17 protein-coding genes are annotated in these 18,836 nt (G+C 46.9%); 11 read left to right on the top strand and 6 right to left on the bottom strand.

From position 1 onward, the window contains the following. Positions 1-46: 46 nt before the first annotated feature. The 9 genes from fabF to E2I14_RS02365 all read left to right on the top strand — a co-directional run bounded on the left by fabF (position 47) and on the right by E2I14_RS02365 (position 7,684). Complete coding sequence (gene fabF / locus E2I14_RS02330) at positions 47-1,294, top strand: beta-ketoacyl-ACP synthase II (RefSeq protein WP_133325021.1); 1,248 nt, start codon at positions 47-49, stop codon at positions 1,292-1,294. A gap of 65 nt (positions 1,295-1,359) precedes the next feature. Then, on the top strand, positions 1,360-1,848 hold the full coding sequence (locus E2I14_RS19945; RefSeq protein WP_406675694.1) for a protein YgfX: 489 nt from the start codon (positions 1,360-1,362) through the stop codon (positions 1,846-1,848). A 265-nt stretch (positions 1,849-2,113) separates the two neighbouring features. Further along, entirely contained in the window at positions 2,114-2,716 is a 603-nt protein-coding gene (gene rpoE, locus E2I14_RS02335) for an RNA polymerase sigma factor RpoE (protein ID WP_133325023.1), read from the top strand. Between the two features lie 28 nt (positions 2,717-2,744). Beyond that, positions 2,745-3,368, top strand: coding sequence for a sigma-E factor negative regulatory protein (locus E2I14_RS02340; protein WP_133325025.1), 624 nt, complete (start codon positions 2,745-2,747; stop codon positions 3,366-3,368). Next, entirely contained in the window at positions 3,365-4,342 is a 978-nt protein-coding gene (locus tag E2I14_RS02345) for a MucB/RseB C-terminal domain-containing protein (protein ID WP_133325027.1), read from the top strand. Before E2I14_RS02340 ends, E2I14_RS02345 begins: the two co-directional genes overlap by 4 nt. 81 nt (positions 4,343-4,423) lie before the next feature. Beyond that, positions 4,424-5,896, top strand: coding sequence for a Do family serine endopeptidase (locus E2I14_RS02350; RefSeq protein ID WP_133325029.1), 1,473 nt, complete (start codon positions 4,424-4,426; stop codon positions 5,894-5,896). 84 nt (positions 5,897-5,980) lie between these two features. Continuing rightward, positions 5,981-6,277 carry a glutaredoxin family protein gene (locus E2I14_RS02355; protein WP_133325032.1) on the top strand — a complete coding sequence of 99 codons (297 nt, stop codon included), beginning with the start codon at positions 5,981-5,983 and terminating at the stop codon, positions 6,275-6,277. Continuing rightward, the gene (gene rnhB, locus E2I14_RS02360) at positions 6,270-6,896 is read left to right on the top strand and encodes a ribonuclease HII (protein WP_133325034.1); all 627 of its coding nucleotides are present in this window, start codon (positions 6,270-6,272) and stop codon (positions 6,894-6,896) included. Before E2I14_RS02355 ends, rnhB begins: the two co-directional genes overlap by 8 nt. Then, complete coding sequence (locus E2I14_RS02365; protein WP_133325036.1) at positions 6,896-7,684, top strand: TrmH family RNA methyltransferase; 789 nt, start codon at positions 6,896-6,898, stop codon at positions 7,682-7,684. Before rnhB ends, E2I14_RS02365 begins: the two co-directional genes overlap by 1 nt. 86 nt (positions 7,685-7,770) lie before the next feature. On the opposite strand, the gene E2I14_RS02370 is transcribed toward E2I14_RS02365, so the two are convergent. The 4 genes from E2I14_RS02370 to moaA all read right to left on the bottom strand — a co-directional run bounded on the left by E2I14_RS02370 (position 7,771) and on the right by moaA (position 11,537). Continuing rightward, on the bottom strand, positions 7,771-8,385 hold the full coding sequence (locus tag E2I14_RS02370) for an OmpW/AlkL family protein (protein WP_133325038.1): 615 nt from the start codon (positions 8,383-8,385) through the stop codon (positions 7,771-7,773). 63 nt (positions 8,386-8,448) lie between these two features. Beyond that, positions 8,449-9,723 carry a molybdopterin molybdotransferase MoeA gene (gene moeA / locus E2I14_RS02375; RefSeq protein ID WP_133325040.1) on the bottom strand — a complete coding sequence of 425 codons (1,275 nt, stop codon included), beginning with the start codon at positions 9,721-9,723 and terminating at the stop codon, positions 8,449-8,451. A 49-nt stretch (positions 9,724-9,772) separates the two neighbouring features. Continuing rightward, positions 9,773-10,381: a molybdenum cofactor guanylyltransferase MobA gene (mobA, locus tag E2I14_RS02380; RefSeq protein ID WP_133325042.1), complete on the bottom strand. Its 609-nt coding sequence runs from the start codon at positions 10,379-10,381 to the stop codon at positions 9,773-9,775. A gap of 31 nt (positions 10,382-10,412) precedes the next feature. Beyond that, positions 10,413-11,537, bottom strand: coding sequence for a GTP 3',8-cyclase MoaA (gene moaA, locus E2I14_RS02385; RefSeq protein WP_133325044.1), 1,125 nt, complete (start codon positions 11,535-11,537; stop codon positions 10,413-10,415). 227 nt (positions 11,538-11,764) lie between these two features. Here moaA and E2I14_RS02390 point away from each other — a divergent pair, with 227 nt between their 5' ends. Beyond that, complete coding sequence (locus E2I14_RS02390; RefSeq protein ID WP_133325046.1) at positions 11,765-13,150, top strand: DNA recombination protein RmuC; 1,386 nt, start codon at positions 11,765-11,767, stop codon at positions 13,148-13,150. A 22-nt stretch (positions 13,151-13,172) separates the two neighbouring features. On the opposite strand, the gene E2I14_RS02395 is transcribed toward E2I14_RS02390, so the two are convergent. Together E2I14_RS02395 and E2I14_RS02400 are read right to left on the bottom strand one after the other, a co-directional pair. Continuing rightward, positions 13,173-13,790: a hypothetical protein gene (locus E2I14_RS02395; protein ID WP_133325048.1), complete on the bottom strand. Its 618-nt coding sequence runs from the start codon at positions 13,788-13,790 to the stop codon at positions 13,173-13,175. Positions 13,791-14,033: 243 nt separating this feature from the next. Next, positions 14,034-17,093 (bottom strand): Rne/Rng family ribonuclease, encoded by a 3,060-nt coding sequence (locus tag E2I14_RS02400; RefSeq protein ID WP_133325050.1) that lies wholly within the window; start codon positions 17,091-17,093, stop codon positions 14,034-14,036. A gap of 705 nt (positions 17,094-17,798) precedes the next feature. Here E2I14_RS02400 and E2I14_RS02405 point away from each other — a divergent pair. Further along, entirely contained in the window at positions 17,799-18,809 is a 1,011-nt protein-coding gene (locus E2I14_RS02405) for an RluA family pseudouridine synthase (protein WP_133325052.1), read from the top strand. Positions 18,810-18,836: the final 27 nt, after the last annotated feature.

An 18,836-nucleotide genomic window follows, 5' to 3' on the forward strand; every position in this document is an offset into this window, starting at 1 on the left:
AACAGTTTTCTGTGTTAAATCATTTGACCGACTCTAGGAGAACCGCTTGAGCCGCTCGCAACATCGTCGTGTCGTAGTCACAGGAATGGGCTGCGTGTCACCGGTAGGTAATACATTATCTGAAACATGGGGAGCAGTTACCTCAGGCAAGTCAGGTATTGCCACCATCACCAAGTTTGATCCCTCACCGTTTTCCACCCATTTTGGCGGCGAAGTTAAAGGGTTTCAAATCGAAGACTACATCCCAGCCAAAGAAGCGCGTCATATGGATACCTTCATCCATTACGGCTTAGCTGCTGGCATGCAAGCAATGCAAGATAGTGGCCTTGTTGTCACTGATGAGAATTCCGAGCGTATCGGCGTTATGGTTGGTTCTGGAATCGGTGGTTTGCCATTGATTGAAGAAACTCACACCGAATACCTCAATCGCGGTGCACGTCGCATCAGCCCGTTTTTCGTTCCTGCATCAATCATTAATATGATTTCCGGTCATTTATCCATTAAATATGGTTTAAAAGGCCCGAATCTCTCTATCGTTACCGCTTGTACGACTGGCCTGCATTGCATCGGCGCAGCCGCTCGTATGATTGAGTATGGTGACGCAGATGTGATGGTTGCTGGTGGTGCTGAATCAACCATGTCGCCACTTGGCTTGGGTGGATTTGCATCGGCTCGCGCGCTGTCATCTCGCAATGATGATCCGGCTACAGCTTCCCGTCCTTGGGATAAAGACCGCGACGGCTTTGTGTTGGGCGAGGGCGCGGGCGTAATGATTTTGGAAGAATACGAGCATGCAAAAGCGCGTGGCGCAAAGATTTATGCCGAAGTCTTGGGTTTTGGTATGAGTGCCGATGCGTATCACATGACAGCACCATTAGAAGATGGCGATGGCGCTCGTCGTTGTATGAATGCCGCGCTAAAGAATGCGGAAGTTAATGCAGACCAAGTCAACTACATCAATGCTCATGGCACTTCTACTCCGTTAGGCGATTTAGCTGAAACAGTCGGCATTAAACGCGCTTTTGGTGATCATGCCAAAAAGCTAGTTGTTAACTCCACTAAATCAATGACTGGTCATTTGTTGGGCGGAGCTGGTGGTTTGGAATCGGTATTTACTGTCATGGCGGTGCATACCCAAACATCACCTCCAACCATCAATATCTTTAATCAAGATCCAGTATGTGATCTCGATTACTGCGCTAACACAGCGAGATCAATGCCAATTAACGTCGCAGTCAAGAACTCATTCGGGTTCGGCGGCACCAACGGAACCTTGGTTTTTGGTAAAGTTTAACTAGATTTGATTCAATAGCGGCTAACTTATATTAGCCGCTATTTTTTCGTCTTTTTAGCCTAAACGTGTCAATCGCGCTTTCTGTTTTTGTACATCCTTCTAAAATATTGCGGTCTTGTGCAATATTCTTTTCTTTCTGTCTGTTATTTATTTCCGGCTACCTTTGCACACAAACTCAGTTATTGCTGAGTGTTCAAGTTTTTGCAGTGGTGATTTGTGCCTTAGCGAGTTTCCTTTCTTTTCGCCAATATTTGCAATATTCTGTTCGCAGCTGGCATTTGCTCGTTTTAGGTCAAGGGCAACTGCGTTGTTGTTCTATTGATGGGTACGCCGGCAACCAAGTTTCGCACAAATGTCATGATAATAATGTCTATAAATTGCTATCGGGAACGACATTGTGGCCAAAAATATTATTTTTAAGACTACAAAGCTTAGAATGTGACGAAAATGTCAATTTAGTGATACTCTCTGACGCTCTTTCCAATGATGACTTTAGACGCTTGTCGATTGCTTGTCGCTGGATAGTGAAACATGCTCAAACAGAGCCACTTTAAAAGTAAAATTCAGTTCAATGTTTAAAGGGATAGTGCAACTTATATAAACCTCATTTCTCGCCGAGCGGCTCGAGCGTGATTGAACCAGTTTGGTAAGTTGTTTTAAATGTTTGGTCTAACCAACGTTAGCCATCAAATTATTGCCAGTTAAAGAATACTGAAATATTGTACGGAATTCAAAAATGATGATTTACGGAACTAAAAATAGTGCCCAAAGTCTATATTTTATGCCCCATGGAAACATTGAGCGAACAAAGGGGGCGCAGTGACGACAGAGCGCGATATAGATCAATTGTTGGTCGAAAGTGTACAAAATGGCGATAAACGTGCGTTTGAGTTACTTGTATTGAAATATCAGCGAAAATTGATGCGACTTGTTTTGTATTTTGTAAAAAATCAGGCAGAGGCAGAAGATATTGTTCAAGATACATTTATCAAGGCGTACCGAGCGTTACCTAATTTTCGAGGCGAATCTGCTTTTTATACCTGGCTGTATCGAATCGGAGTAAATTCAGCTAAAAATCATTTGGTCGCTCAACGGCGGCGCGTACCAACATTATCGGATACGGATGCCCAAGAAGCTGAATCGTTTAAAGAAGCTGGCGGACTGCGCGAAGCGACTACCCCGGAATCAATACTGGCTTCTAAACAACTGGCTGAAACCGTTAATGCCGCCATGAATGGGTTGCCAGAAGATTTACGGATTACGATTTCTCTGCGTGAAATCGATGGTTTGAGTTACGAAGAAATTGCTGAAATGATGGAATGTCCGATTGGTACCGTGCGCAGCAGAATTTTTAGGGCGCGCGAAACAATTGCCAACAAGATTAGACCGTTGCTAGGAACTGCCACAGACAAGCGCTGGTAACTAAAAAGTTAGGGAAGATTTGAATACTATGACTACAAATTTAATAACTCAAGAAAAAATATCGGCGCTGGTAGACGGGCAATATTTAGATCAGGAATTGGATTCCCTGCTGGGCGAATTGCGCTTGGCGGAAAATAAAAGCCAATGGGAAATCTATCATCAGATCGGTGACATATTAAGCTCCGACGATTTATCCATTGAAATGAGTGCTGATTTTTCTGCGCGGTTGCAAGCGCGGCTAGACGAAGGACCGATTCATCTTCTCCCCAAGCGCAAACCAAGCTTTGCGGTTAGCCCGAAAACGGCTTACGCTGTCGCCGCGATGTTCATATTCGCATTAATCGTCGTGCCGCGGTTTGCTGGACAAGATGGAGCGGAAACTAGTGCTCCTTATTACGCGGGACAATTCTCAACCGTCAATGCGGCATCAAATAAGACTAGTCAGCCTAAAGCCGAATTGGCGGCATTGTCCGATACACAGTTGCGCGGCGCAGTAAGTCGACCAAACCAATCCTCTCCATCTGATCCGAGAATGCTGCGCGATCCAGTGCTAGATAGCTATTTAGCCGCTCACCAACACCATTCAAATTCAATGTATGGTGCAGCTGATTACGACACAACGGCCAATGCACCCGAAGCTGGCAAAAAATGAGAAAGCTATTCTTTTTACTGAGTTTTCTGCTGCCTTTTTCATCGGTCTATGCTGATGAATCCTCGGATGCTTTAGCGTTGCTGCAGAAAATGCATCTCGCGTCACAGAAAAATAATTATTCTGGAACATTTGTTTTGCAGCAGGATAATAAAATTTTCTCCTCCAGTATTGCGCATCGCTATGACGACGGTGATGAATGGGAAAAAGTGGCTCGGTTGGATGGGCGTGCACGTGAATATACACGGCATAACGAAGATATCGTCAGCTATCAACCGGATTCCAAATCAATTCGCACCGAGAAGCGTCAACAGCAAGACGATTTTCCTGCTGTCTTGGCTTTTAACGGCGCGAATTTATCTGAGCACTATTCATTCAAATTGGCAGAAATAGCGCGTATTGCCGGCAATGATTGCCGCGTTATTATTGTCGAACCTAAAGATGCGCTGCGATTTGGTTATCGTTTTTGTGCAGCCTTGCAAAACAATTTGATGCTGCAAACGCAGACCACTGATTTGACTAACAAAGTGTTGGAGCAAATTTCATTTAGCTCGGTTAATTTCGGCGCGGTGGATGAAAATCTTTTAAAAACTTCGTACCAAAACACCAAAGATTGGAAAGCTGTCAAAGGCGCGGTGACGGTTTCTACATCGTCTGGTTGGGCGGTGAAGAAGTTACCAACCGGCTTCAAGAAAATTCGTGAAGTGCGGCGGTTAATCTCCTATCATTTTGAGCCTAATTCCAAAGATAAATTTGCGTTCCACGAGGTCTTGCAACTGGTGTTTTCGGACGGATTAGCGACCGTTTCGGTCTTTATTGAGCCAGTTAATGAGGATCAACATAACGCAGTCAACCAGCAAGGCGCGACCACCATTTTCTCTCGTAAGCAGGGTGATTTTTGGGTGACAATTGTGGGCGAAGTGCCGATGACTTCCATCAAGTTAATTTCTGACTCAATCGAATACAAAGCGAAATAAAAGGTTGAGTCTGCTTTACACATTCAATCAAAATGTCGATTAAAATTATTTTCTTTTAAGCCTATCAACTTTGATTTAATTATGAAAAAACTCTCTTCCACTTTTATTGCAGCGTCGTTATCAACAGCACTTTTTTTAGCTGTTCCAGTTGCCGGAATGGTGATTTCAACTCCTGCTGCTGCGGTTCCCGCGTTCGATTTTACTGATTTAGTTGAGAAAACGAGTTCAGCGGTAGTCAATATTCGAACCACGCAAAAAGTATCGATCAATCAATCGGGCAATCCGGCTGATGAGCAGATGCAGGAGCTGTTCAGACGTTTCTTCGGTGTGCCAATTCCGCAGCAACCAGCGCCAGGAACAGCGCCGCGCAAGCGCAAAGCGCCGCAGGCTGAAGGTAGCGAAGAAGAAGTTCCTCGTGGTATTGGCTCAGGATTTATCATTTCTCAGGATGGTACAGTTTTGACTAACGCCCATGTGATTGATGGAGCCGATGAGGTCTATGTCAAACTCACTGATAAGCGTGAATTTAAGGCTAAAGTGGTCGGTATGGACAAGCGCTCTGATGTGGCAATCTTAAAAATCGATGGATCTAAACTGCCGTTCCTGACTATCGGTGATTCGGACAAAATCAAACCGGGTGAATGGGTAGTCGCGATTGGTTCGCCGTTCGATCTGGATAACACTGTTTCAGCCGGAATCATCTCCGCCAAATCACGTGATACAGGCGATTTGCTTAATTTGATTCAAACCGATGTGGCAGTAAATCCTGGTAATTCGGGCGGACCGCTGCTCAATATGAAGGGCGAAGTGATTGGCATCAATTCCCAAATTTATAGCCGCTCTGGTGGCTTTATGGGGATTTCATTTGCTGTGCCAATTGATGACGCGATGCGGGTGGTTGAACAGTTAAAAACTAACGGCAAAGTCAGCCGCAGCCGCATTGGTGTGTTGTTGGCCGAGGTACCCAAAGACGTTGCTGAATCGTTCGGCTTAACTAAGGGGCAGGGCGCTTTTGTTAGTATGGTTGAGCCCGGTTTGCCTGCGGATAAAGCGGGAATCGTAGCCGGCGATATCGTGTTGGAGTTTAACGGTCAGCCGGTGACGAAATGGAGTGATTTGTCGCGTTTCGTTGCTAATACCAAACCGGGCACCAAATCGACGGTGACATTGTTTAGCAAAGGTAAAACACGTACTGTTAGTCTGGTGACAGGCGAAATGGAGCAAGACAAATCGGCCAAAGCTGCTGCAGTTGACGATGACAAGGCGACCGATTCAAACTCAATCGGGTTGTACGTCATTGATTTAACCGACGATCAAAAACGTGATCTCAAAGTGACATCAGGGGTAATTGTTGATAGCGTGGAAGGTAGCGCTGCTTATGCTGGTATTCAACCCGGTGATTTGATTACGCAGCTTAACAACAACGACATTAAAGATGCTAAGCAATTTAAAGCGTTGGTGGCCAAATTGGATCCGAAAAAAGTAGCGGTTGTTTTAATTCGTCGTGGCGATTCTTCCCAGTTTGTGCCACTGCGTCCTAGCAATGCGAAATAGATTTTAATTTTCCCTTAACTCTTCGCAAGGCTGCACCCACGTGCAGCCTTTTGCGTTTCTGTAACAACCCAATGCACCAACAAAATGGCATCTTTAATTTTTACCCTTTACAGCCGCTCGTATTGCCATCTTTGCGAAGATATGTACGCTGCGTTGCAAACGTTGCTTGATAGTCAAAGTCAAAAAGTTGACTATCAAATTGACGTTATCGACGTTGATCAATTTCCCGATTTGGTTCAGTTATACGATGAATTAGTGCCGGTTTTGTTTGCGCGCAGAGCATCCGATGGCGTGATTCATTCCGCTAATCGAGATGTTGATCAGCAGCTTTGTCATTATTTTTTAAACGAACAAAAAGTTCTGGAGTGGTGCAATGAGTAACTATGAACTTGATTTGTTTGGCGACGAATTCGATTTGTCGGCGCATCAAGTCTGCGGCGTGGATGAGGCTGGACGAGGACCGTTAGCGGGTTCGGTATTTGCGGCAGCGGTAATCCTTGACCCAAATAATCCGATTAAGGGCTTGCGCGACTCAAAAAAGCTCAGTGAGGCTAAGCGCGACCAATTGGCGATTGAAATAAAGCAACACGCATTATCGTGGTCGGTAGCCGAAGCATCGGTGCAGGAAATTGACCAAATTAATATTCTTCAAGCGACGATGTTAGCCATGCAGCGCGCAGTAGAGGGCTTGTCGGTGCAGCCGACGCTCGCGTTAATTGATGGCAATCGTTGCCCAAAGCTCGCTATGGCGGCGCACGCGATCGTTAAAGGGGACGATAAAGTGGAAGCGATTTCGGCGGCGTCTATCTTGGCGAAAACTGCGCGCGATGCGGCGCTAATGGAATTACATCAACAATATCCTGACTACGCGTTTGATCAGCACAAAGGCTATCCCACTGCATTGCATTTGGAGCGGCTGCGAGCGCATGGAGTGTCGCCGGTGCACCGGGTGAGCTATGCACCGGTTCGGACATTGTTGGGCCAATCTGAGGGCAAATAATGAAACATATTACTTCACGTGAAAATGCGCTGTTCAAAGAATTAAAACAGCTTGCCAGCAGCTCCCAGGCGCGCCGTAAGGCGGCTTTGACGATACTCGATGGAGTCCATTTGTGTCAGGCCTATTTGGAGCATAGTGGGCAGCCAGTTTGGTGTGTTGTGAGCGAAACCTCGCAACAAAATCCGGAGGTCGCCGCTTTGCTCGCGAGCGCTGAAAATGCATTGGTTTTGTCGGATGGTTTATATGAACAATTGAGCCAAGTTGAGCATGGCGTGGGGATTTTTTTTGTGGCATCCATACCGACACTGAGTCCGCCAAATCAATTGAATGAAACTGCCGTGGTTTTGGACAACTTGCAAGATCCCGGCAATGTTGGGTCGCTCTTGCGCAGCGCTGCGGCGGCGGGTATCGAACATGTTTTTTGTAGCCCCGGCACGGTCTCGGCTTGGTCGCCGAAAGTACTACGCGCGGGAATGGGCGCGCATTTTTTGCTGCGTATTTATGAAAATACCGATTTACTGAGTTTCTTAAATCCGCTGGTTGCGACGGGCAGTATCCCCGTTTTAGCGACCAGTTCGTATGCGGCGCAAACGGTATATCAAGTCAATTTAAATCGTCCCGTCATTTGGATGTTTGGGCACGAAGGGCAGGGATTGTCAGATCAATTAATGGATTGCGCGACCGAGCAAATTACGATTCCGCATCAGGGAAAAATAGAATCACTTAATGTCGCGGCATGTGCGGCAATTTGTTTTTTTGAACAAGTGCGGCAAAGTTTGGACGATTAAAATTCTACGTTAAAAGCGAAAAAAGCCGTGCAATGATGCGCGGCTTTTTTACGTTTAGATGCGTATAAATTGGCTACAACACGCAATTAGAAACGATAGCCAACACCAACACCAATCAACCATGGATTAATTTGGATATTGCCTACTGTGGAGCCGCCAGCATACAAGTTGCTGCGCATTTCAACATATTTCACGTCAAAGTTGAGCGACCAGTTTTTATCCAATTTGTAGTCAACACCGCCTTGCAAAGCGTAGCCCCAGCTGCCACTCGATAAGGTAATTCCGTGCGCCAAATTAACGTCAGAGAAATTGGTGTAATTAACGCCTAAACCAAGATACGGGCTAATTTGTTGTTCTGGGGAAAAGTGGTATTGTGCAGTCAAGGTTGGCGGCAATTGTTTGACCGTTCCAATGTTGCCAAGGCCGTTCACAGAAACATCGTGTTTTTGTGGGTAGGTCAAAATCAATTCCGATGACCAATTTGGTGTAAAGAAATAAGTGATATCGAATTCAGGAATAACTTTGTTCGATACATTAATTTGGTCTGCTGGCAAGCCAAGTGCAGGCACCGGATCTGACTTGTTGGCGGTATTAATATCGACCACACGTGCGCGCACGAGCCAAGGGCTTTCTTGCGCCATAACGCTGGCAGAGGTGCAACCAATTGCTGCTAATGCGAAGGCTAAAGTGATTTTTTTCATGCTATTTTCTCCAGTGATTAAACATGATTCATCATATCTTTCACTGGTCATAGCCTTGTTGATTCAAATCAATCCTTCAAACAATACAACTGGAATTGTTGCGCCGGCGCGAATCGTGGGCAGATCTTCCGGTAAGATCAACATGCAATTTGCCTTAGTCATGGAACTCAATATTCCTGAGCCTTGATCTCCCGCAATCTTGACTTCCAGTTGACCTTGGGCGTTGCGATAGCAGTAGCCGCGTTGGAATTCAGCGCGCCCTAATTTTTTCGCAATGTCATGTTGTGCAACTGCGCTAATCTGAAGCGGAGCGATCGCATTTTCGCCAGCGAGCTGTTGTAAGGCCGGTCGCACAAAAAAATAAAAGCTAACCATGACTGCTACTGGATTGCCCGGCAATCCAAATAAATAGGTTGGGTGCTTCGCATCGTTTGTTTTATGCGTTGGGCCAAACGCTAAGGGTCTGCCGGGGCGCATATTAATTGACCAGAAATGCACGTCGCCCAAGCGACTAAAGACTTGTTTAGTGAAATCAGCCGAGCCTCCCGCAACGCCGCCTGAAGTAATGATCGCGTTCACATCATTGGCGCTGTGGCGTAATGCTGTTTCGAGTTGCTTGGGTTCGTCGGGCAAAATACCCAAATCAACTACCTCGATACCTAACCGGCTTAACATGGCATGTAACGTCACGCGATTGCTGTCGTAAATTGTGGCGTTGGTAGAACCCACTTGATTCCCGCCTTCAGAGCTACGCAATTCATCGCCGGTCGAAAAAATGGCGACCTTTAGCGGACGGAAAACATGGATAGCTGAAAATCCTAGCGAAGCCAGCAATCCAAGCTCCGCCGGACCTAAGCGAGTTCCTTTATGAATGGCGATGGAACCTTGGCTTATGTCCTCGCCACACCGGCGGATATGTTGCCCGGACCGCACAAGTGTTGCGGTAAGGTCCAACGTGTCGGTCGAAATTAAGGTTGCCAATTCTTGCGGCAAAACGGAGTCGCAACGGGCTGGAATTTTAGCGCCGGTTGTGATGCGAATCGCTTGTCCAGCGGTTAATGTAGTCTCGAACGGCCGTCCTGCAAGTGCGCTGCCAACGATCGCTAAATGTTTGCATTCGGTTATATCCTCGGAGCAGAAGGCGTAGCCGTCCATCGCAGAATTATCAAACGAGGGCACATTAATCGGTGCAATCACATCCTCGGCACAAATCCGGTTTAGGGCGGCGTTAAGCGTGCATTGCTGAGTCGCTGTGATCGCTTCGATGCTTCGTGCGATCTCGGATTGCACTTGCGCGACGGAACGCAATGTAGGGATAGGCGGCTGGTTTGCTGGCATGGAGTAGATAATTATTTGAGACAAATTCTGAATAAAAACGAATCGTGTTTTAAGGTGAATACAGGCCTAACTCGTCCAACGTATTTAAATTGGTGAATTCCGTCTCGTTCTCAAAATAGACGGGCGTCATCGTGAGTCCGTCGAACCAGCCACTCATTTTGCGACCACCGCCGTTTAAATAAGCCTGAAGCCGATTTAAATGCATCGTCTTTATTAAACAAAATACCGGCTGCAAACATGGTTGGGCTGAATTTCCTGAGCAGGCCATTGCCAGGTCGGCATTGGTTCGCTCTAACTCGTGCATCAGCTTGCTGGCTAAATTCAGCGGCAAAAATGGGGAATCGCAGGGCACTGTCAGCAGATACGGTGTTTCACAGGCAAGCAAACCTGCTTCCAACCCTGCTAGCGGCCCAGCATAATCGGCACGCACATCGCTGACCACTGGATAACCCAATTCACTATACGTTGGCTGATTGCGATTGGCATTAATGATGATGCTATTGACTTGGGGAGCGAAGCGCTTGATGACGTGTTCAATTAAAGTAGCGTCCCGAAAAATCTGTAAGCCTTTGTCTAACTCCTGCATGCGGGTAGCTCGTCCACCGGCCAAAATTAGGCCTGTGATCAATGACTTTTGCAGCTCAGTGATGTTAACCATTCCAGCAAACCCGTCCAATCAATTTGATACGTCAGCCGCCGATATACGACATTTCTACTTTGTTGGGTACAGAGCCGCCCAGTGAGGATTGAGCGCTGCGTAATTCCGAATAGCGATCCGTGCGTTGGGTCCAGACATGGCCAATCGCGGAAGTCAATTGTGCATCATCGGCGTTATTACGCAACAACGTGCGTAAATCGTGTCCTTGGCTAGCGAACAGGCAGGTGTAAATTTTGCCCTCGGTGGATAAGCGCAGGCGAGTGCAATCGCGGCAAAAGGCTTGCGTCACGCTAGAAATCACGCCGATCTCGCCCGAACCGTCATTGTATTGCCAACGCTGTGCCGTTTCGCCGCTGTAATGTGCCTCCAATGGCTGGAGTTGCATGTCGGGCGAAGATAAGTTAATCCGATCAATGACTTGTTGCGATGGAATTACTTCGTCCATCTGCCAGCCGTTTGACGCCCCGACATCCATGTATTCAATAAAGCGCAATACAAAGGGTGAACCTTTAAAATAGCGCGCCATAGGGACAATCTGATTGTCATTGACCCCTTTTTTGACCACCATATTTACTTTGATGGGACCAAGGCCAACTTGATGGGCGACTTCTAGGCCCTTTAGCACCTCATCGACAGAAAAGTCGGCGTCATTCATGCGTTTGAAAATGCCGTCGTCTAAGGCGTCTAAGGACACTGTAACGCGATCTAATCCGGCATCCTTAAGTTGCTGTGCTTTTTGAGCTAACAGCGCGCCATTGGTCGTGAGCGTGATATCTAACGCATGTCCGTCTGGTGTGGTCAGGTCGCGTAGCATCGCAATTAAACGATCAAGATTTTTGCGCAGTAAAGGCTCTCCGCCGGTTAGCCGAATTTTTCGCACACCGTGCGCCACCATTAGTTTTGCTAAGCGCGTGATTTCTTCAAAAGTGAGTAGCGCACTATGCGGCAAATAAGGATAATTTTTGTCGAACACCTCGCGCGGCATGCAATAAACACAGCGAAAATTGCAGCGATCAGTTACCGAAATACGTAGGTCACGCAGCGGGCGTTGCAAGCTGTCTTGCAGCAGTCCGGTGGCAGGCAATGCAACCAGCGCAGCGGGCGGCTGAAAATCTTTTGTGCGTTGCTCAATGATGGGGATAAATCGATCGGTCATACGGTTGGTGGGCAAGGTAATTACGCTGATCTAAAAGCATAGTAGTAGACCACAAAATCAACTATTTTGCTGAGAGCAACATTTTGCTCCATGTTATCTGTGATGTGGATAAGGCACGTAATGCATAGATTGAAATGCTATGATGCTGCATCGAAAAATAACGGCACATTTCTCTAGTAAAAAGTGCGCGTTAGCTCAGCCGTTTTGCATCAGTTGACAGGAAAAATATGGACCTAAATAGTGCGGTAGTTGTAAGTTTTTTAATTGGCGCCGTCGTCGGCGCAATTGTTGTTAAATTTTTAGTCACAAATAAGCTAAATCAGCAGCAGGAGCTATTGCGGCAGCAGCGCGAAACGGAGTTGGCCGTATTGACCGAGCGTTTAAGCAGCCAAACCGCATTGGCGCAGCAATCGGCGCAGACCGCTCAACAGCAAGCGCACGAAGCACGAATCAAGTTGGATCAACAGCAAACACAACTTTCAGACTATCAGGCACGGGTCGCTGAATTAACCGCGCGACTAGATGCTGAGCGTCTTCAAGCAACTGAAAAGCTGGCCTTGCTGGAGGCGGCGCGCAGCGAATTTGGTCATCAATTCCAGTTGCTGGCTAATACAATTCTTGAAGAAAAGTCCAAGAAATTCACCGAGCAAAACCAAGTTAACCTGGGCGGGATTTTATTGCCGTTGCAAGAAAAAATTAAAGAGTTTCAAACGCAAGTCGCCGATACCTATGATAAAGATTCGAAAGAGCGCCTCACATTAAAAAATGAAATCGAACGTTTGGCGACCTTGAATGGAAAAATCAGCGAAGACGCGATTAACCTCACGCAAGCCTTAAAAGGGAACAATAAAACGCAAGGTATTTGGGGCGAAATGGTGCTCGAAACGGTGTTGGAGTCATCTGGTTTGCGGCGCGGCGAAGAGTATCAAGTTCAGAACAGTTTTGAGCGCGAAGAGGGCGGCTTGCATCGCCCCGATGTCATCATCCATTTACCTGAGCAGCGCCACATGATTGTGGACGCCAAGATGTCGCTAGTGGCGTACGAGCGCTATGTGAGTGCGACTAACGATGAAGAACGTGCTGAAAGCCTCAAGCAGCATTTAGTATCAGTACGCGCCCATATTAAAGGCTTGTCAGACAAAAATTATCAAACCTTGACTGGTTTAAAAGCACCTGATTTTGTGATGTTATTTATTGCGGTGGAACCGGCTTTTATGCTCGCGTTCAGTCACGATCAAAGTCTATTTAACGATGCGTTGGCAAAGAATGTCTTGTTGGTCAGCCCGAGTACCTTGCTCGCGAATTTACGCACGATTGCCTATATTTGGCGACAAGAGCAGCAAAATCGAAATGCTCAAGAAATCGCCCAGCAATGCGCCAAGCTGTACGATAAATTCGTCGGTTTTGTTGAGGATTTGGATGATGTCGGGAAGAAGTTGGGGCAAACGCAGAAGTCGTTCGACGACGCTAAGTCAAAGCTATCAACTGGCCGTGGCAATCTCATTCGGCAAGCAGAACAGGTTAAAAATTTAGGCGTTAAACCGACCAAAAATTTACCCGCTCAGTTGTTGGACGATGGTGGTGAACATGGTGAAATATCAAAAATTTCGTAATCCAAATTTCACTGTTAATTCTTCACCGTTTGGTTAGCTCGTCGTGTCTTTTCTGTAGCTTGTCATGGAACTGGGACAGTCCAAAGGAAACCCTAAATTTTAGATACGACCATAGCGCAGACCAGATACCAGAGAAATTTTTGAAGTGATTGGCATTTGATAAGTCTTGTTGCAACATCAAATTACGCAGATTTTTGATCAATATCGGCGGCAGTTTTCCTAGGTGGCTACTTTTAAAACTCAGGTACTCGTCGACTAATGGTTTGGTTAAATAAAAGCGTGGAACGCTGAAATTGTGGGGGTATGACTCAATCTTAAAGATGACGTCGGCGCTCGGCTTAGGATCGATTTGAATACGGGTTAAATCAATGACGTCCGAATTATTAATGCATACCGCCCAGTGGTCTGAAAAGCTTGGGTCGTGTCTGACCGGCCACATGACTAAAAACACAGGAATATTGTGTTGTTGAGCAATGATGCAAAACTCTAGCGACATTGTTAAACAGGTGCCATGAGCTTGCTCAACCGTTTTGGCGCGCATCTTTTTTGCAGCGGCAATTAGTTTAGCGTACGCGATAGTGTGGCTTGGTGAGCTACCTTGTTTGCTCTCGGATGAATCGTTAAACAGATGTGCCTTCAAGGTATTCCTAGTGATGAACTATGTACGTTAATTCAGAGGGAAAATGTTACAAAAAGTTTCCATTTGGAAATGATAATGTACTTCGCCTGAATTGTATATTGAAAGTCGCAGCAATGTTGAATCGCTCTTTGAGTGGTAACGCGGGGATTCTGATTACTCGATCGCGGTAAGTTGAATGGAATAAAAAACGGGCTCATCAATTGATGAGCCCGTTTTAACTTACAAGGAGTTGAACTAAGACAGTTATGGTGCAGACTGCTTAGTTTGAACCAGTTGCAATGGTTCAGTCGATACTGGAACAGGCGGCTTACGCAGGCGTGGTTGACGCACTTCCACTACTGGAGTACTGCTCAATTGCGCCTGACGCAGCTTCTCTGGATCGGTTGCCGCTAATACCAAGCCAGCCGATTGCAACATGCTATGCAAGTCTTCAACTTTGGTGACCGCAACCGGAGCAGCACTGAGCGGTTCTACGGGAGTTGCTATCGCTGGTTGGGCAGGAGCGGGTTCTGGAGCGCTTTCAAATTTCAGTTCCACCTGCGCTGGTGCAGCGAATGGCGCGGGAGCTGCTGCTTGCGAGGAAACAGGCGTTGGCACGATTTCTGGTGTTGCTTCAGCTTGGGTAATTGCTGGAATTGCAGCAATTACTGCTTCTGAGAACACAACTGCGGCTGGCGCTGTTTCAGTCGGCGCTGTTGGAATTTCAGCGGCGATCACAGGAGTAACCACAGGAGTAACTACTGGAGTAATCACAGCTTCGATTTCGCTAACCACTGGTGCATGAATTGCCACAGTCTCAATTGCTGGCTCTGCCGAAATAGCGGCTGTTCCAGCGCTTGAAACGGCAGGCTCAACGACCGACGTTGCTGCTTCATGCACAACGACGCTAGCTTCGCTGCTCGGTGCGCTGGTATTCAGGTCTTCAACAGTCTCAGTAGGCTGGGTTGCGGAATGTGCTTTATCACTTTCGTGCTGTTGCTCAGCTTGAGCAAGATCAGCAACTGGGACAAAGTCTTCTGAGTTATCACGAACTTGCTCAGTTGCGCCGCTTTCGTTGTTATCACGATCACGACGATTACGATTGCGACCACCGCGACGACGACGACGACGTGGTTCATCGCCACCTTCGTTGTTCTCAGGAGTTGCAGCTAAGTCCAATTTATCTTCGCTGCTATCCGACGCCGTGACATCCGCAGCTGGTTTGCTTACTGGTGTGTCCGTTGGAGCAGCGCCATTGAGTGCTTCACTGGCTGCTTTTTTGGCGGCACGTTCTTCGCGTTCACGCTGCTGACGTTCACGACGAGCTTCTTGACTCTCGCGTTCTGGACGTGGAGGACGAGGCGCTTTAGGCGCACGTTGAACTTGACCGGCTTCGGTGCCGCCATCAGTAATGGCTGTTTTGGCTTGTTTGTTGCCATTTGCCGGAGTCGCCGATGCATTTGCTGCGGCACGTTCCTCTGGATCACGACGATTGCGACCATTACGATTGCGGTTGCGATTGTTGCGATCTGAACGATCATTATCGCGCTCAGATTTTGCCGCTGGTTTTACTGGCACCAGCGCTACAGGCTCCTCTTTGGATGAGCCAAGCAACCAATTCAAAATACGACCAAAGAATCCAACTTGTTTGGTTTCGCTGGTGATTGCAGGAAGAACGGCTTTTGCTGGTGCCACTTCTTTGCGTTCGACGATAGGTGCAGTTTCTGGCGTAATCGTTTTTACCATCGCTTCTTGACGTGGCTTGAACTCTTCCTTACTGCGCTTGCTGTAACCAATATCCGTATCGGCTTGTTCCGCCATCGCATAGCTGGCGTGTGTTTCTTCCAAACGAGGATCATCGGACTTCAAGCGATCGAGTTTGTAATGTGGTGTTTCTAAATGTTTGTTCGGAATCAAGATTGCTGTCACACGGTGACGCGTTTCGATTTTGAGAATCTCACCACGTTTTTCGTTAAGCAAGAACGCTGCAACATCGACTGGCACTTGAACGTGAATCGCTGCTGAATTTTCTTTCATCGCTTCTTCTTGAATAATCCGCAAAACTTGCAATGCAGAGGATTCGGTATCGCGAATATGGCCCGTGCCGTTGCAACGCGGGCAAGTCACATGGCTGCCTTCGGACAGGGAAGGGCGCATGCGTTGGCGTGATAATTCCATCAAGCCAAAGCGGGAAATCTTACCCATTTGAACGCGGGCGCGGTCATAGCGCAAAGCGTCTTTTAAGCGAGTTTCAACTTCGCGCTGATTTTTGGCGTTTTCCATGTCGATAAAATCGATCACGATCAAACCGCCCAAGTCACGCAAGCGCAATTGGCGCGCAACTTCTTCTGCCGCTTCGCAGTTGGTGTTAAACGCGGTTGCCTCAATGTCTGAGCCGCGAGTCGCGCGCGCCGAGTTGACGTCAACTGACACTAACGCTTCGGTATGATCGATAACAATCGCGCCGCCCGATGGCAATGGAACAGTGCGTGAATAGGCGGTTTCGATTTGGTGTTCAATCTGGAAGCGCGAGAACAGTGGCACATCGTCGCTGTAACGCTTTACGCGATGCACCATGTCAGGCATGACGTGGCTCATGAACTGCTGAGCTTGTTCAAAAATATCGTCGGTATCAATTAAGATTTCGCCGATATCGGGTTGGAAGTAGTCGCGGATGGCGCGAATGACTAAGGACGATTCTTGGTAAATCAAGAATGCACCTGCTGCCGATTTGTTAGCACCTTCAATTGCGCGCCACAATTGCATTAAATAGTTTAAATCCCATTGCAACTCATCGACATTGCGACCGATACCTGCCGTACGAGCAATGACCGACATGCCGGATGGCAGATCAAGCTTATCCATCGTGTCGCGTAATTCTTGACGATCTTCGCCTTCAACGCGACGAGAAACTCCGCCGCCCCGTGGGTTGTTGGGCATTAACACCAAATAGCGACCAGCCAAGGACACAAATGAAGTCAGCGCCGCGCCTTTATTGCCGCGCTCTTCTTTTTCCACTTGCACCATGATTTCTTGACCTTCACGCAGCGCTTCTTTGATCGAAGCGTTACGTGGGTCAGCACCTTCTTTAAAGTAGCCGCGAGCGACTTCTTTGAAAGGCAAAAAGCCGTGGCGATCTTCGCCGTAATTGACGAAGCAGGCTTCTAAGGAGGGTTCGATGCGGGTGATGACGCCTTTATAAATATTGGATTTGCGTAATTCACGTCCAGCAGTTTCGATATCAATATCAATGAGTTTTTGCCCATCAACAATTGCCACTCGCAATTCTTCTTGTTGCGTGGCATTAAATAACATTCGTTTCATTGTTTACTCCATGATCTTTCGATCACTTTTGAGGCGCGAAATATGAATTTCGCACCGGCTTTACATGGGATGCACGTAGAGTTGGAGTAGCTTATGTAAGGAAATTTGCGCGGGATAGCGATGAGTACAACATCATGCTAAGGGCATGAATGGAGGGGTATCGAGTGCACATGTCTCTGGGCTACACAATTATGAGCGGTTTGCTTCAATAATCTGTGTAAGTAGAACAAAGTTCATCGCCAGGCGATGCGCAACTTGACTGTGCGTGTCACTTAAGTGTCCTATGACAGGATACGCTGGATAAGCAATCCTATTAACACCACGTCATAATCATTCTCATTTCGCTTATTGGCTTGCAACTTAGCGAAGTGATATTTTTGATTATTACGCTGCACTGCACAGCTTGTAAAAATCGATAACACAACAATTCATAAACCTAACAGCATACCCAACGTGAGTAACTGCTGTTTGGTAAAAATTCTCAATATCTAAACTACGACAATCTAATTCTCGGCAACTGATAATTCGGCATTAAAGTCCTATTCGGCATTAAAGCTCTATCTATGCACTGAGAAGGAACGCACACATCTTTTCAGTCAAATTTGCAAATAGGCGAGGCTGACTGACTCACCTCTGTGTAGAATGTATTCTTTTATTCCCACACAAGCAATTTAATTTAAATTGCGAACTAATTATATATTCAAAATGAAGGACTTAGCGAAATTTAATAGCAAGTCGCATGAAAAGAGTGCTCCTAATCAGGAACAATCTGCTGCGGCGGCGGTTGCACAGGTCCAAATGCTAACAATTTCGGAAGAAGACGTTGGTCAACGTATTGATAATTTCTTATTGAAAATATGTAAAGGCGTGCCAAAAAGTCATGTTTATCAAATTCTGCGCTCAGGCCAGGTTCGGGTAAATAAAGGTCGGATCGATCAGTTATATCGATTGAAACTGGATGACGTGGTGCGCGTCCCGCCGGTTCGGATGTCGGAGGCCAAAGTTAATAATGCGCCACGTGCTGAGTTTGCCATTCTGTTTGAAGACGCTCATTTATTAATTATTGATAAACCCAGCGGGGTTGCCGTGCATGGCGGCTCCGGCGTGTCTTATGGTGTTATCGAACAGTTACGTGCTTCGCGACCAGATGCTAAATTTTTGGAATTGGTGCATCGCCTTGATCGTGAAACATCAGGAATCTTGCTCTTGGCAAAAAAGCGCTCTGCATTAACCAATTTGCATGAACAAATGCGCGATGGTTTGACGGACAAGCGTTACTTAACATTAATTCAAGGCGACTGGAAAAATCAGCGCCAGCATATTAAATTACCTCTACATAAATACACGGCGGCCGACGGCGAGAGACGGGTTCGGGTGCAAGCCGACGGAATGGCCAGCCACACAATCTTTACATTGCTGCGCCGATTTGGTGAATTTACCTTGTTGGAAGCTGAATTAAAAACTGGTCGCACGCACCAAATTAGGGTGCATTTGTCGGCCAGTGGCTTTGCCATGGCTGGAGATGACAAATACGGCGACTTTGCGCTGAATCGTCAACTCCAAAAGCCGCAAGGCACACGAATTGCTTTAAAGCGGATGTTTTTGCATGCGCACCAAATAACCTTTACGCATCCAGACACCGGAGTTGCAATGACGGTCAAATCACCTTTGCCGCCAGATTGCGAACAATTCTTGACCAGTTTGTTGGAAAAATAAATCAAATAAATCACCAAAAGTGATGGA

This window comes from Sapientia aquatica, from assembly GCF_004358105.1.
GTDB classification, from domain to species: Bacteria; Pseudomonadota; Gammaproteobacteria; order Burkholderiales; family Burkholderiaceae_D; genus Solimicrobium; species Solimicrobium aquaticum.

Bases quoted from the DNA above. Each gene is read 5' to 3' on its own strand.
- E2I14_RS02340 (WP_133325025.1), top strand. From the start codon at position 2,745: ATGACTACAAATTTAATAACTCAAGAAAAAATATCGGCGCTGGTAGAC.
- E2I14_RS02345 (WP_133325027.1), top strand. From the start codon at position 3,365: ATGAGAAAGCTATTCTTTTTACTGAGTTTTCTGCTGCCTTTTTCATCG.
- E2I14_RS02350 (WP_133325029.1), top strand. From the start codon at position 4,424: ATGAAAAAACTCTCTTCCACTTTTATTGCAGCGTCGTTATCAACAGCA.
- E2I14_RS02355 (WP_133325032.1), top strand. From the start codon at position 5,981: ATGGCATCTTTAATTTTTACCCTTTACAGCCGCTCGTATTGCCATCTT.
- rnhB (WP_133325034.1), top strand. From the start codon at position 6,270: ATGAGTAACTATGAACTTGATTTGTTTGGCGACGAATTCGATTTGTCG.
- E2I14_RS02365 (WP_133325036.1), top strand. From the start codon at position 6,896: ATGAAACATATTACTTCACGTGAAAATGCGCTGTTCAAAGAATTAAAA.
- E2I14_RS02370 (WP_133325038.1), bottom strand. From the start codon at position 8,385: ATGAAAAAAATCACTTTAGCCTTCGCATTAGCAGCAATTGGTTGCACC.
- moeA (WP_133325040.1), bottom strand. From the start codon at position 9,723: ATGCCAGCAAACCAGCCGCCTATCCCTACATTGCGTTCCGTCGCGCAA.
- mobA (WP_133325042.1), bottom strand. From the start codon at position 10,381: ATGGTTAACATCACTGAGCTGCAAAAGTCATTGATCACAGGCCTAATT.
- moaA (WP_133325044.1), bottom strand. From the start codon at position 11,537: ATGACCGATCGATTTATCCCCATCATTGAGCAACGCACAAAAGATTTT.
- E2I14_RS02390 (WP_133325046.1), top strand. From the start codon at position 11,765: ATGGACCTAAATAGTGCGGTAGTTGTAAGTTTTTTAATTGGCGCCGTC.
- E2I14_RS02400 (WP_133325050.1), bottom strand. From the start codon at position 17,093: ATGAAACGAATGTTATTTAATGCCACGCAACAAGAAGAATTGCGAGTG.
- E2I14_RS02405 (WP_133325052.1), top strand. From the start codon at position 17,799: ATGAAGGACTTAGCGAAATTTAATAGCAAGTCGCATGAAAAGAGTGCT.